The sequence below is a fragment of the Allokutzneria multivorans genome (assembly GCF_039537405.1).
Lineage (GTDB): Bacteria > Actinomycetota > Actinomycetes > Mycobacteriales > Pseudonocardiaceae > Allokutzneria > Allokutzneria multivorans.
Genome location: NZ_BAABAL010000024.1, coordinates 29,667 through 42,646, shown reverse-complemented (window position 1 = coordinate 42,646; position 12,980 = coordinate 29,667). Strand labels below are relative to the sequence as shown.

Genomic DNA, 12,980 nt, shown 5'->3' with positions numbered 1-12,980 from the left:
CGGGCAGGCGCGGCAGGACGTGCTCCCGGGCCGTGCGCTTCCACTCGGTCGAGCCCGAGGTGCCCCGGGGAGTTCGGCCCCGGCGCCGTGCGTCCCACCGCCCTGTTTCCTGGTCGCGGAGAAGCTCGCCACCATGGGCTTCTCACCCCAGGGACCGGGTTGAACGCGCTGGGGCTGATCCGCGAGCACGGACTGGATCAGTCCGTGGTCGACGAGGTCGTGGCCGAGTAGGCAGAGCCGACCGTTGCTCGGACTGCCACTCGGTCACGTCAGCGTGGTTCAGCTCCAGCAGGGCCGTGCTTCACGGGCAGCGGGTCTCGAAGCTCTCCGCCTTGTCGTTGGCACCGATGCGGCCCAAGTGCGGTTCCGACTTCTCCGGCCTGATTTCCCAGGACTTGCCCTTGGTGTTGTCATCGTCGAAGAGGACGATCGTGCAGTTGGTGAGGTTGTGCAGGGAACTGATCTCGTTGTCCCCGTTCCACCCGTCGATCTCGTACTTGGTGTTACCGGAAGGAGGATCGAGGAAGATGTAACGGTCACCTGAGTAGTTCTCGTGCTCCCACATGCAGACGTGGCCGCCTGGGCACTGCACGTCCGCGTTGGCGGTCGGCGTCAGGACGACAGACGCGGCGGTGGCGAGCGCCAGTGCGAGTGCGGTTCTGGACATGGTTCTCCTTGTTCGGGGGAACTCACGGTAATTCTCCCCGCACCGCCGGTCGCCCTGATTCACCCGCCGACGAAAACGTGCGCCGCTCGCATTGCCCTGGGCGTCGCGAACCCCTTGCCGCACACGGGACGTGCGGCGCGCCGCGCTTGTTCGTCAGCCACGACAGGACACCCGGCGGACCAGATCACGAAGACGACTGCCGCAATTCTCGTCAATGTCACAGATTCCGTGGACAGAGCAATTCAGCACCTACCCCGCGCTCCGCACGACGATCGGGGCGATCTTGTCGACGACGGCGCACGGGGACAGCGACTGCGGCGGTGTCCCGCCACGCTTCACCGGCTTGGGCTGCAGGTCGACGCCGATGAGGTGGGCGTTCTTCGACCCCTTGGGCTCGGAGGAGCGGTAGTTGAGGGAGAGCGTGCAGTACTCCGGCAGGCCAGGCATGAAGTTCTTGCTGAGCCGAATGCCGCTGAGGCCCGCGATGGACACCGCGGGGGTGTCCGCGGTGACCGCCTGCTCGACGTTGAGGTGGAAGTCCAGGCCCAGCTCGTAGCTGTAGGGATCACCGGCCTTGGTCAGGACGATCTCGCACGCGTAGGTCGTGGCGCGCCCGACCCTCTCCACCGTCCAGCCGGGGAACTCCGCGACGACCTGCGCCTGGGCCGCGCAGGGGTCCTTGCCCAGCAACGACTTCCCCGTGGGCGGGGCGGTGCGGGCCGGGAACGAGAGCAGCTTCGCCGCGATCGCCCCCGTGTAGGCCTTGGTGTCCGCGCACGCCTCGGGCCACGTCGCCCGCTGCCCCTGCCCGACCGCTTTGTAACCCTCGACGATGAAGGCGTAGCCGCTCTCGGCGATCGGCAGGCGGTAGGTGCAACCGGAGTCGATGAGCTGCTTCTCGGAACGGAAGACCTTGTGCCCGCCGGCCTCTTCCTCGACGTCCCTGTCCTTCGCCCTGTCGATCTCGGTGTAGATCCTGGTCGAGACCTCGAAGCGGTGGACCGGATCGGCCGCGCCGGAGTTGCCGGAAAGGATCTTGCAGCCGAGCAGGCCGGGTCCGGGCGTGGTGGTCTGCTTGGAGCCGTACTTCTTCATCGGCTCCGGGTCCAGCGCCAGGCACAGGTCGGCCGCGCGGAGCTTGGCCGTCAGCGCGGCGCTCTCCGGCAACGAAGCCACCCGCTGCGTCTCCTCAAGCGCGGCCGCCGCGGAGACCTCACGTGCGACGCTGGGCTTCGTGCTCGTCGGCGGAGGCGGGGCAGCCCCCGGCTGAGCGCTCCCGACCACGGTGGACGTGCAGCCGGTGAGCAACGCCGCCACAACGGCAGCACCGACCACGGCTCGACAAGAAGACGTGCGCATTCCCAGCCCCTCGTGAAGTCATTGCTCCGGCGGAACCTACCGGAAGTTCGCCGTGGACCTCAGACGGAGAACCGGCCGAGACGGTTCCCAGCGCCACCGTCGCGATCGGGGCCGACCGGTATCCACTATCTGTCCACAAAGGACGGATACCTGGGCGGCGGCGTTATGGTGATCGTTGCTTTGTCCCCCAGCCGGGAGTCTCATCGGATGACCTTTGCCCTGAACAGTTTTTCGCGTTCGGCGGGTGCTGCCAGCAGCACGGGGACCTACGCCGACGTGCTCGGCAAGGGAACAACGCTGGCCGTCGGCTTCCGGCACGCCCTCTGCCTGCTGATCGGTGCCGTCTGGTTGGCGTTCCCGCCCCGGCCCTTTCCCGTCCTGATCGCCACGGTCGCGTTGATGGTGTGGTCGGCCGTCCGGCTTCGGGACCGCCGTGCGGGTCCGGGCTGGGTGACGGCCGACCTGCTGGTCGTGGCCGCGTACCTCGCGGTCCCCGCGAACATGGCCGCGTCAGCCTCAGCCATCGGTGGCACCACTCAACTGAAGCTCGCCTACGCGATGGTCATCTCGTTCGGGATCGAGCAGAGCGTGCGGCGGTCGGCGGCCAGCCTCGCGGTGGTCCTGGTGGCGCTGTTCGTGGGGTTCCGCAACGTCCCGGGCCTTGACGTGGGCACGTTCATGGGCACCTTCAACGTGCAGTACCTCTTCGTGTTGTGGGCGATGTCGGTCGGCGCGCGGCAGGTGGTGCTGCGAGCCGCGAACGGCGTCGACGTGCTGCGGGAGGCGTTGGCACGGACGCAGATGCTGGCCACGGTGAGTGGGGCGCGGCGACGTTACGAACGTGAGCAGATGGCATTGATGCACGACACCGCCGCGTGCACGCTGCTGATGGTGAGCACGGGCGGTGTCGCGGACGAGCGGGCGCTGGCCGCGCAGGCGCGTCGAGACCTGGCCGCTCTTGAGGCCGGGGTGCCGGTGTTCGACGACAGCGCTGACGACGGCGTGGATCTGGTGGTGTTGCTGGCGGGCATCGCGAGCGACTGCCGCACACCGTTGACGCTGGTGGGGCTCGGGAGTCTGCGGGTCCGGCAGGCGGTCGCCTGGGCGGTCACGTCGGCCGTTCGCGAGGCGTTGACCAACGTCGACCGGCACGCTCGGGCCCGTTCGGTGGTGGTCGAGATCCGCGACCACAGCGTCCTGGTCATCGACGACGGGATCGGGCTCGGACGGCGGGAGGCGGGTGCTGGGCGGCACGGGATTCGCCGCTCGATCGTCGGACGGATGCACGGGGTCGGCGGCAGCGCGTCCGTGACAGGCGTGCTGGGCGGCGGCACGCGGGTCGAGTTGACGTGGACGTCGTCCTCGGGTGCGGGTGAAGCAGACGAGGGCACGGGCACATCGCGCATCGCCAGTGGCATCGAACGACTCGAACTCAAGCTGGCGTTGGTTCTCGGCGGTATCGCGATCGTCGACGTGGTGATGCAGTCGTCACGGGTGTGGTCGGAACCTGCACCAACGCCGCCTGTGTGGGCACATGTCGCGTTGACCGCGGTGGTCGTGGCGTGCGCGCTGACGGCGATGTTCGCTGCGCGTCGGCGGCGCAGGACAACTGTTGGCTTGATGGTGGTCGCGGTGTCCGTGTCGGTGTTGCTGTGCCTGCTGTTGCCGACGAAGGAAATGCTCGGTGTGGAGAACTGGAGCGTCGGTGCCGCCGGGTGGACGATCATCGCGCTCGGGTCACGCGAGCCCAGAAGCGTCACCATGACCGCGTTGGGCGGGTGGTGGCTCCTGGTCTGCGCCACCACGCTGACCCGTGCTCCGAACGCCGACACGGTCGCCCTGCTCGGCCACGTCACTTCGACGATCCTCGGCGTGCAGGTGCTGATCATGCTGCTCGTCGCCACGGTGCACCAGATCGCGCTGGTCGCCGCCGAACGCGATCGCGAGCGGCGGACGATCGAGTTGGCCATGGCCGTCGACCGCGTGCTCAAGCAGGAATGCCAGCGGCGCTACCGCGACCAACTCCGGTCGGTGGTGCCGATTCTCAGGGGTCTCGCCGAGGGGACGATGTCGCCGAAGTCGCCGACCGTCGTAGGGGTCGCCCGAGTTGAGTACGGCCGGCTGCGGCGCCTGTTCGACCATGCGGACCGGATGGACCACTGGCTGTTGGCCGACCTGAGCGCGGAGATGGACGACGCGGAGGCACGCGACGTGCGCGTCACCGCCGAGGCCGCGAGCGGGCTTCCGAACATCTCCGATGAGGCACGTGCCTATGTACGGGCCGCCGTGGCGCCCCTGTTGGCGACGAGCGCGACAAAAGCTCGAATAGTGTTGACGACCGAGTCCGGGCAGCTGGTCGTCAGCGTCGTGTGTGACGCCACCGAGGTCCCGTTGCGCGAGAACGAACTTGGTGGCGGAGTGGAATCGGAACTGGTCGTCGACGAGGAATCGGAGACGGTCTGGTTGCGGCTGCGCTGTCCGTCCACGGACGTGGAAGGGGCCCGCAGGTGATCACAGTCGCGGTCATCGACGACCATCCGCTCATTCACGGCGGGGTCCGGGAGTGGTGCCGGAACAGCACGCCGCCGATCGAGGTCACGACCACGTGGGAGAGCCCCGGCGCGTTCCTCTCCGCCGAGCCGCGGCCGGAGGCGAGCGCGGTGGTCCTCGATCTCCAGTTCGGCAACGCGGCTCCGGATCTGGGGGCGCTCCAGGAGATCTGCGGCATCGGCTACCGAGTGGTCGTGCTCTCCCACTACACCGAACCGGACCTCGTGATGGACTGCCTCGACGAACGCGGCGTGTCCAGTTTCCTTTCCAAGGGCGAGAAACCCGCGAACGTGGTGGCCGCCTTGCACGCGGCGGCGGCCGATCTTCCTCACCAGAGCATCACCATGACCAAGGCCATGCACTTGGGGCGCTCGCCGCACCGGCCTCGCCTGTCCAACCAGGAACGCAAGGTCCTGCTGCACTGGTTCCAGACCGAGTCGAAGGTGCTCGTCGCCAAGGAGCTCTACCTGACGCCCGCCACCGTCGACACCTATCTGGCCCGTATCCGTACCAAGTACGCGGCGGTCGGGCGACCGGCTCCGTCGAAGGCGGCGCTCGTCGCGCGAGCCATCCAGGACGGGTTGGTCACTCCCGACGAGCTGTGAATGTCCTGTGATTACAGGACAGACGGCGCGGTCACGCCCTCGCGACACTCGGTGAGCTCAGTTCACCGACGCGGGATCGGACCGTCCCTTGATGCACCGAAATCTGACGTTTGCCTTGGTAGCGGCCACGATCGCGCTGCTGACGTCGTGCAGTCCGAGCCGGGACGATCCGCCGAACGAGGCGAAACAGGAGGCCGTGGCCACCATCGCGTGGATACGCGGTGAGGGACGGGCGGCGGTCGCGGTGCACGACACCGCCCGGTCCCTGATCTCGGCGGAGATCACGGTGTCGAGCTGCGACGCCGCCGTCGACGCCCTCGACAGGACCTCCACGCCCGTCGCCGTGGTGGAGACGATCACCAAGGTCCCCAACGCGGACCTCCGCGCGGCGCTGGAGGAGGAGCAGGGCTTGTTCCGCGCGGTCGTGAGCGACACGACGCGGGGCCGCCCGTCGGAGCCGGACGCGGGCGTGGACCAGCTCCGGATCGTGGCCGACGCCGTGACCGCGCTGATCCGCCATCTTGAGGAGCTGGCGCGATGAGGTCGTTCATGGTCGCCGTCTGCGTGCTGAGCCTGCTTTCCGCGCCCGAAAGTGCTGCGGCCCAACCAGCTCCCACGCGCACATGGCTCGTGCTGGGAGACTCGTACTCCTCCGGTGAAGGCGTCCAGAACACCGCGACCCCGAGCGAACACCAGCCGCCCGAGTCCGGGGAGCGGGTCCGGGACTGCCGACGGGCCGACGGCACCGAGGGCAACGCGTCGTCGTGGGCGCCGACCGCGTACCGGATGGTCGCCGCCGAACTGCGGGTGTCCCGGATGGACTTCCTGGCGTGCACCGGTGCCATCTCCGATGAGATCCCCGGCCAGATCGCCGAGGCGCGGAAGCGGTTCGGCGTCGACAAGTGGGACATCGTCACCTTCAGCGTCGGCGGCAACAACATCAGGTTCGCCGACATCATCAAGGACTGCATCGGCATCAGGCTGACCTGGCGAGCGTTCGTGGATCAGCCCGTCGGCTGCAAGATCACCACCGACCAGCTCCGGGCGCGGGTGGACGTGCTGGCCGGACGCGCGGGAATCACGCAGGACCAGTACCGGGGCGAGACGACGCTTCCGCAGATCTACAAGAAAGTCGCAGAACACGTCAAACCCGGCGGCCATGTCATCGTTCTCGGATATCCGAACATCATCGAGGACACCGCCGAGTGGCCACTGATGAGCATTCCTCCCTGGCTCGTCAAGGTCAGGAAATTCAGTTGCGGACTTTTCTTGCGCAACGACGTGCCGCTGCTCCGAGCCGGTGCCACCTACCTCAACCAGCGAATCCAAGACGTGGTGAGGGAAGCCGACCTGAAACACGAGGACGCGGGCATCCGTTTCGATTTCCTGGACATCTCCCAGAAGCCCTACGAGGACCCTTCGACCGGTCGGCACAGCATCTGCACCGATGACCCGTGGCTGCACGGCGTGAAGATCGACGGCGAGGTCCCTGACCTCTATTTCAAGAAGTCGTTCCACCCCAACCAAAGCGGCTACGACGCGACCGGCAAGGTGCTCGCCGACCACCTCCGCGCACGCCTCAAGGCGGACGAGGTGGTTCGGTCCTGCCCGCTTGTCGGGTTCACACCGAACTCCGACGACAGCGCCTTCGAGATCAGCTCGGCAGGAGTGCCGTGCGACGAGGTCGAGTCGATGCTCCGCGAGGCCCGCCGAACGACCGGCTTCTCCAACAGTTTCCGGGTGAACGGATTCGACTGCCGGGTGACCGGCGTGAACACCGAGGGCATGATCACCCGGATTTTCCGCTGCGGGAAGGACCGGAGCTGGTTCACGTTCCACCGCGAGTGAGGCCCGGTGTCATGTGATTACCGGACAGACGCCGCGCGATGCCCTTCGGATACTTGTTCCACCAGGCCACGAATGACAGATCGAGGAGAACCACGATGCCGAACCTCCAGTTCGCGCCCGGCGAAGAGAACATCACCGAACAGAGCTTCAGCCCTTCGGTCGTCATGTTCTGGCTGAAGACCACCATGGGTGTTTCCAACACCCGGATCGCCACGACCTCGCCGAACACGCTTCTCGGTGTCATTCCCCTCGGCTACGGGGACGCGATGTACCCGCTCGCGAACGTCGCCGGGGTCAGCGTGAACACCAAGCTCTCGGTCTCCCGGTTGATCTTCGGCCTGATCCTGCTCGCGATGGGCTCGGCGGCGAGTTCGGCCGGAGCGCTGGGCCTGATCATCGTGGCCATGGCGATCAGCATGCTCGCGAACGCGATGAGCGCGAACCTCCAGATCACCAACAACGCCGGCGGGGTCTCGACCGTGAGCGTGTCGATCCTGGAGAAGGCCAAGCTCGAACAGTTCCGGGAACAGATCAACCAGCGGCTGTTCGCCGACCACGCGGCGCTCCGGCACGGCGAGCACATGCAGGTGCAGAACCAGCAACTGCTCACCCAACAGCAGCAGCTGGACGCGCAGATCACGCAGAACGTGATGAAGCAGCAGGAGTCCGACCCCGGCCAGCAGCCGTGACACCGACCGGAAGGTCACCCGCGACGCGGGTGACCTTCCTGACGGGCATCACGATCCGGTGCGCGACACCGTGTGCCAGGTCAGCTGAGTGGGCCTCCGGCCGCTGGCGACGAACTCCGCGAGCGCCTCGGCCAGCAGGGCGCGGGGAACCCACGCTTCTGCCGGAAAGGTGACGTTCTCGTCCTCCCACTCCTCTGCGGTGTGCCCGCGGGTGTGTGCTGGAGGGTTGTCCCGATCGGAGTAGTACATCGCGCCGTGCTCACCGTCGACGACGATCACCACTTGGTGGTCGGGGCCTTCGCCCCACGGTGGGCGGCCGTGGTGGGTGATCACGGCAGAGCCGATCTTGGGGTGGGCGAGGATGTCGATCACTCGTGCGGCTTCGTCCGGGGAGTTCGCGGTGATGTCGTTCTCCTGGGCGCCCGCGGCGAAGTCCCGGTAGACGGCGGTGATCACGGCTGGGCTCCTCGATAGGCGTGGGTCGTACCGTTGGTCTCGACGACGACGAGTTCGGCCCCTGGTGGCAGGAACCGGTGCAGCTGAGCATGGCACGTCAGCCAGCCGGGTTTGCGGATGCCGCACGGCTCTCTGTTGATCGCGATCATCTCGCGCGGCGGAGGTGCACCGGGTGGTTGGGTCGCCGCGAGCGCGCGCATGCGCATGGCGAACTGGATCTCGATGTGGCGAGCCAGCAGCGGCGGTGCGTACGGCGGGCACAGCTCCAGTTCGTGCGCGTGCTTGGTCGCAGCGTCGAACCACGCGCTGTTCTCACCGGAGGTCAGCGTGACGACCGTGCCGTTCGGCGCGACCCACGCGCCGGTGGCTCGCCCGCGAGGCTCGACAGGCGCAGGCAGGCGGGCGCGGGCCTGATCGAGTGCTGCCGCACGTTCGACGGGATGCAGATGGCCAGCCTCCTTGTGGCTCGGGCTCTTTCCCCGGTCTGTCTCGCTGAGGCGATGCCCGCCCAGCCCAGCGATCCAGGTCTCGACCCGCTCGGGCAGCGCTCGCAGCGTTCGTCGAACGGCGCGGAGGTCGTCCTTGACGTTCTCCAGCAGCGCGTGGACTTCGTCCCGCGCGGAGTCGGGGCTGCCGTCGGTGACTCGGTACCAGCTGGTGGCGGCGGCGTCGACGGTGTCTTCGGCGAGGTCGATCAGGCCGAGCGGGAGTTCGGCCACGGCGGCTCGCGCGGCAGCGGCGACCTCGGCTACGGACACATGCCGAGGCTGCTGCTCCGGTGCGCGCCCGCGGGTGGGTTTGGTCGGAATCCACTCGATCGGCGCAGGTTCCAGGTCAGTGGCCTGTAAACCCGCGAAGGGCTAGACGCTGGTCAGGTCGCGTGACGGGGAGCTGCGGAACGGGGCCAGGAACGTGGGCACGATGTGCTTGCGGTTGCGCACGAGAGCCGCGACGGCGATGGCGGCGTAGAGGGCGCACAGGGCGTAGCGGGCCTCCTGGCCGGGCAGCGCGAACTGGGCGGCGAAGAGGGTGAGCAGGGTCCAGGCGGCCCAGCGGGGGAAGCGCAGCGCCAGCAGGGCGGAGACGCCGAGCAGGGTCTGGGTGGCGGTGAGCAGGAACTCCTCGACCTGACGGGCGTCGAGGGCGAGGGTGCCGGAGCCGCCGCCGATGAGGTAGGCCAGCGGGAGGCTGCCGACGAGCAGGGTCCACTGGTTGACCTTGCTGGAGATCAGCGTGCCGATCGCGGCGGAACCGTTGCCGCGCAAGGCGAACAGGATCGCGACGATGAATTCGGGGGCCTCGGAGGCCAGGGGTGCGAGCCACTGGACGAGGAGGAAGCGGTCCACGCCGAGCTGGGTGCCGGTGTCGATGAGGGCGTGCGCGAACGGTTCGGCGCAGAGCAGGATCACGACGGCGGCGAAGACGAACAGGGCTGCGACGAGGGGGCGGCGGACGGCGGGCGCCAGGGCGCCGATCGTCGCGGCGGGGCCGACCAGGTCGGGCTCCTCCGACACCTCGGCGCGGGAGACCTTCCAGAGGTAGAAGCCGAAGAAGCCCAGCATTGCCAAGCCGAACACGAGGGTGATCTGACCGCTGACGGGCACCACGAACGCGACGACGGAGGCCACGGCGAGGAAGCCGAGCTCGGTGCGGTGGGAGGGGTCGAGCACGAGTTCGCGCACGGTCCGGCCGGAGCGGCGGGAGGCGACCTTGAGCGAGATGAGCACGACGGTGGACCAGCCGAGGCCGAGCAGCAGGCGGTTGGAGCCGGTCATGTTGGCGGCGGCGTAGGCGACGAACTCGGGGTTCTGGCCCGCGGTGTAGGCGAAGTAGAGGTCCACCACGTACTCGGGCAGCACGGCGATGAGCGCGAGCAGCGCGATCGCCAGGCCGCCGGAGATGTCGACCTGAGCCGCCTCGGCCGCCCACGCGAGCACGAACGACGCGGCCACGACGGCGGCGCCGAACAGCAGCAGCGCGAGCCAGGGCACCACCGCGGCGCCGGTGAGCCGGAGCACGAGGGCGGGGGTGGCGAGCGCGCCGCACAGGGACAGCGACCGGAGCAGAACCTTCACGGCACCGACGGTCGCACACGCTTCGACGTTTTCGCAATCACCAAAATGTTGGCGCGGCTAGCCCCGAGTTGGGGCGCAGGGAACAATGAATCTCGTCATGCCGAAAAATCCCGAGCCGACGCCGCTCCAGCTCAGCGCGGCAGCCGCCACCTTCGCGTTGTTGTCCAGCCCGCCGCGGCTGCACCTGGTGTGGCTGTGCGCCCAGGGCACCTACGACGTGGGCACGCTCGCCCAGCGCGTCGGCGTGAGCATTCCCACGGTCAGCCAGCACCTGACCAAGCTGCGGCTCGCCGGCGTGGTGACGGCGCGGCGCGAGGGACGGCACCACTTCTACGCGGTGGACGACCCGCACGTGCTGACGCTGCTGGACCAGATCTTCGAGCACATCGCGCCGGACGGCAGCCTCGCGCCCGACCCGTGACCAGTGCCCGTGGTCAGTGCCCGTGATCAGTCGGCGAAGGACTGACCGCGCGCGGCGAGCTCCTCGCCGAGGATGCGGATCGACTTCGGGCCGACGCCGTGGATGCCGAGCAGCTCCTTCGCGCTGACCTTGGTGAGCTGGTCGAAGGTCGTGTAGCCGTTGGCGGCCAGCTCGCGCGTGGCCACCTTGCCGATCGCGCGGGGGAACTCCGTCGTCACGCGCTCACCAGCTCCGCGAAGAGGTCCAGGACGCGGCGCACGGCGGGCCGGGACGCGCTCGCCCTGGCCACCTCGATGACCGCGCGGTCGGCGTCGGTGATCTTGCCGAGCGGCTTGGCCAGCACCTCGAACAGGCCTGCGGGCGGCATGCCGCAGAACCAGACCAGCCCGGAGGTCGTGCCGAGCGCGAGGTGCTCGCCGTCGGCGGAGGTCGCGAGCGTGCAGCCGGGCAGCTCGAAGCCCTCGGCGTGGGTCAGGGTCGCCAGGTCGAAGAGCACCATCCGCACCGGGCTGCCGACGCGCGTGCTCATCGCCGCGAGCAGGCCGCGCTCGGGCACCACGCGCAGGTCGACGAGCGGGCTGCCCAGCTCCGGCGGCACCTTGACCCGGTCGCCGCGCACGAGCTGGTCGCCGTCGCGGCTCCAGCGCGACAGGTGCCCGTCGCCGTCCATGGTCAGCAGGGTGTCGGCGTCGACGAAGGCGGTCTCGCGGACCCATCCCGCGTCCTTCGCGCTCGCCAGCAGCTCGGCGTCGGCGTCCAGCAGCGCCAGTTCGGCGCCGCCGAGCGCGAAGCGGCCCGTTCTGCTGTGGACGGACAGCGAGGCGGGCCGGAACCTGTCGCCCTCGGGGACCGCGCGGCGGACCTCACCGTCCACTCCGGACCCGACGAGCAGTTCGCCGGTGTTCGCCACGGCCACGAAACCGTTGAGGGAACGGGCAAGCGCCTCGATGGAGCCGCCGTGCTTGGCCAGGATCTCGCGCTCGGCGCCGATGTGCCGCGCCAGCACCGAGCCCTCGGCGCCGGTGTTCTCCGCCGTGATCACCGCGTGCCCCAGGTGGAGCACGTGCGCGAAGCCCGCCTCCACGGTGTGCATGGACAGCTCGTTGCCGGAGGAGACCTCCAGCTCGATGATCGAGCCCTGCTCCTTCTGCCTGCCGTAGCGCGGGTCCCAGGTGGGGGCGTGGAAGCCGGCCGTCGCGGCGATCCTGGTGGCATCGGGTGAGAGCGACACGCTCTGCACCACCGAGCTGCCGACGCGGTAGCTCAGCGCCCAGTGCTCCGGCGAGCCGGTCAGCTCGTGCACGACCTGGAGCGTCTCGATCTCGGCGAGCTGGGCGAACAGGCTCCAGTCGCTGTCCGGCCGCCACTGCCCCGCCAGGTGCACCAGCTCGACCGCTTGGCCGAACGGGCGGGTGCGGGCGAACTCCCACAGGCGCGGCTGCTCGTCGTTGTCGGCGAAGGCGAGCCCGATCTGCATGACCTGCTCGTCGGTCAGCTTCGCGCGGGCGAGCAGTGTCCCTTGTGGATCGATCTCGTGGTAGGCCTCGATCTGGTTGGCGCGCAACAGGTACAGCGCGCACTCCAGCGGCTTCTCCGGTTGCAGGCCGTGCCGCATCAGGAACTCGATCCGGCGCGGGTGGCCGATCGCGGCCTCGCACAGGCGATCCGTCAGCGACGGCGTCGACAGGATGCGCCGCCGCGCGATGCGGCCGATGGCGCGTTCGGCGTGCAGCGCGGCGTCCAGCAGCTCGCCGGGGTCGACGTCGGCGCCGAGCGCGATCGAGGACAGCGGTGGCACGCGGCGCGGATCGGGCTTGACAGGGTTGTGCAGCAACGCGTTGAGCACCTGCTCGTGCTCGCTGAGCGCCCACAGCGCGTAGAGCTGGTCCCCGGTCGCGGCGGCGCACGCCTCGACGACCCCGGCACGCACGTCCTCGTCCTCGTCCTCGAAGAGCTCGACGAGTTCGACGCCGTCGCGCCACTCCTGCAACAGCTGCCCGTGCAGCGCGGCGGTGACCAACCGGGGTTTGCCGTCGGTGGCCAGCGCGCGCAGCTGGCGCACCACCTTGCGCAGCGAGGACTCCCTGGTGGTGACCCAGCGGTCGGCGACGAGCTCGCCCGCCCACGCCTGGTACGGGTGGCGTTCGTCGCGGGCGATGGCGATCAGCGCGTCCAGCGCGCTCGGGAACCGGTCCTCGGCGGCGCCGACGAGCTGGACCCACGCCGGGTACCCGCGATCGCGCCAGCGGCTCTTCGACCGTCTGACCAGCTTCGCGGCTTCCCTGCTGTCCATATGGGCCAGAGTCTAGG

13 protein-coding genes are annotated in these 12,980 nt (G+C 68.9%); 6 read left to right on the top strand and 7 right to left on the bottom strand.

Annotated elements, in window-relative coordinates:
* Positions 1–301: 301 nt before the first annotated feature.
* Together ABD798_RS34095 and ABD798_RS34090 are read right to left on the bottom strand one after the other, a co-directional pair.
* Entirely contained in the window at positions 302–667 is a 366-nt protein-coding gene (locus ABD798_RS34095) for a peptidase inhibitor family I36 protein (RefSeq protein WP_344884625.1), read from the bottom strand.
* 249 nt (positions 668–916) lie between these two features.
* On the bottom strand, positions 917–2,026 hold the full coding sequence (locus ABD798_RS34090) for a hypothetical protein (protein ID WP_344884622.1): 1,110 nt from the start codon (positions 2,024–2,026) through the stop codon (positions 917–919).
* A gap of 207 nt (positions 2,027–2,233) precedes the next feature.
* On the opposite strand from ABD798_RS34090, the gene ABD798_RS34085 reads away from it, so the two are divergent.
* From ABD798_RS34085 to ABD798_RS34065, 5 genes are all read left to right on the top strand, one after another.
* Positions 2,234–4,537, top strand: coding sequence for a sensor histidine kinase (locus tag ABD798_RS34085; RefSeq protein WP_344884619.1), 2,304 nt, complete (start codon positions 2,234–2,236; stop codon positions 4,535–4,537).
* The gene (locus tag ABD798_RS34080; RefSeq protein WP_344884616.1) at positions 4,534–5,181 is read left to right on the top strand and encodes a LuxR C-terminal-related transcriptional regulator; all 648 of its coding nucleotides are present in this window, start codon (positions 4,534–4,536) and stop codon (positions 5,179–5,181) included. Before ABD798_RS34085 ends, ABD798_RS34080 begins: the two co-directional genes overlap by 4 nt.
* A 91-nt stretch (positions 5,182–5,272) precedes the next feature.
* Positions 5,273–5,722 carry a hypothetical protein gene (locus ABD798_RS34075; RefSeq protein ID WP_344884612.1) on the top strand — a complete coding sequence of 150 codons (450 nt, stop codon included), beginning with the start codon at positions 5,273–5,275 and terminating at the stop codon, positions 5,720–5,722.
* Complete coding sequence (locus tag ABD798_RS34070) at positions 5,719–7,029, top strand: SGNH/GDSL hydrolase family protein (RefSeq protein WP_344884609.1); 1,311 nt, start codon at positions 5,719–5,721, stop codon at positions 7,027–7,029. The genes ABD798_RS34075 and ABD798_RS34070 overlap by 4 nt, the downstream gene beginning before the upstream one ends.
* A gap of 95 nt (positions 7,030–7,124) precedes the next feature.
* Entirely contained in the window at positions 7,125–7,718 is a 594-nt protein-coding gene (locus tag ABD798_RS34065; RefSeq protein ID WP_344884606.1) for a hypothetical protein, read from the top strand.
* A gap of 48 nt (positions 7,719–7,766) precedes the next feature.
* Here ABD798_RS34065 and ABD798_RS34060 read toward each other — a convergent pair whose 3' ends face one another.
* From ABD798_RS34060 to ABD798_RS34050, 3 genes are all read right to left on the bottom strand, one after another.
* The gene (locus tag ABD798_RS34060; RefSeq protein WP_344884602.1) at positions 7,767–8,174 is read right to left on the bottom strand and encodes an Imm1 family immunity protein; all 408 of its coding nucleotides are present in this window, start codon (positions 8,172–8,174) and stop codon (positions 7,767–7,769) included.
* Positions 8,171–8,932, bottom strand: a complete 762-nt coding sequence (locus tag ABD798_RS34055) for a DddA-like double-stranded DNA deaminase toxin (protein ID WP_344884599.1) — start codon at positions 8,930–8,932, stop codon at positions 8,171–8,173. Before ABD798_RS34055 ends, ABD798_RS34060 begins: the two co-directional genes overlap by 4 nt.
* Before the next feature lie 102 nt (positions 8,933–9,034).
* Positions 9,035–10,249 (bottom strand): sodium:proton exchanger, encoded by a 1,215-nt coding sequence (locus tag ABD798_RS34050; protein WP_344884596.1) that lies wholly within the window; start codon positions 10,247–10,249, stop codon positions 9,035–9,037.
* A 97-nt stretch (positions 10,250–10,346) separates the two neighbouring features.
* Between ABD798_RS34050 and ABD798_RS34045 the strand changes: the two genes are divergently transcribed.
* Complete coding sequence (locus ABD798_RS34045) at positions 10,347–10,670, top strand: ArsR/SmtB family transcription factor (protein ID WP_086829224.1); 324 nt, start codon at positions 10,347–10,349, stop codon at positions 10,668–10,670.
* Positions 10,671–10,696: 26 nt separating this feature from the next.
* On the opposite strand, the gene ABD798_RS34040 is transcribed toward ABD798_RS34045, so the two are convergent.
* Together ABD798_RS34040 and ABD798_RS34035 are read right to left on the bottom strand one after the other, a co-directional pair.
* The gene (locus ABD798_RS34040; protein WP_344884592.1) at positions 10,697–10,888 is read right to left on the bottom strand and encodes a helix-hairpin-helix domain-containing protein; all 192 of its coding nucleotides are present in this window, start codon (positions 10,886–10,888) and stop codon (positions 10,697–10,699) included.
* Positions 10,885–12,963 (bottom strand): hypothetical protein, encoded by a 2,079-nt coding sequence (locus tag ABD798_RS34035; protein ID WP_344884589.1) that lies wholly within the window; start codon positions 12,961–12,963, stop codon positions 10,885–10,887. Before ABD798_RS34035 ends, ABD798_RS34040 begins: the two co-directional genes overlap by 4 nt.
* Positions 12,964–12,980 lie beyond the last annotated feature (17 nt).

What these genes read in the sequence shown, in the direction of transcription:
- ABD798_RS34095 (WP_344884625.1), bottom strand. Translation starts at nt 667, where the DNA reads ATGTCCAGAACCGCACTCGCACTGGCGCTCGCCACCGCCGCGTCTGTC.
- ABD798_RS34090 (WP_344884622.1), bottom strand. Translation starts at nt 2,026, where the DNA reads ATGCGCACGTCTTCTTGTCGAGCCGTGGTCGGTGCTGCCGTTGTGGCG.
- ABD798_RS34085 (WP_344884619.1), top strand. Translation starts at nt 2,234, where the DNA reads ATGACCTTTGCCCTGAACAGTTTTTCGCGTTCGGCGGGTGCTGCCAGC.
- ABD798_RS34075 (WP_344884612.1), top strand. Translation starts at nt 5,273, where the DNA reads ATGCACCGAAATCTGACGTTTGCCTTGGTAGCGGCCACGATCGCGCTG.
- ABD798_RS34070 (WP_344884609.1), top strand. Translation starts at nt 5,719, where the DNA reads ATGAGGTCGTTCATGGTCGCCGTCTGCGTGCTGAGCCTGCTTTCCGCG.
- ABD798_RS34065 (WP_344884606.1), top strand. Translation starts at nt 7,125, where the DNA reads ATGCCGAACCTCCAGTTCGCGCCCGGCGAAGAGAACATCACCGAACAG.
- ABD798_RS34045 (WP_086829224.1), top strand. Translation starts at nt 10,347, where the DNA reads ATGCCGAAAAATCCCGAGCCGACGCCGCTCCAGCTCAGCGCGGCAGCC.
- ABD798_RS34035 (WP_344884589.1), bottom strand. Translation starts at nt 12,963, where the DNA reads ATGGACAGCAGGGAAGCCGCGAAGCTGGTCAGACGGTCGAAGAGCCGC.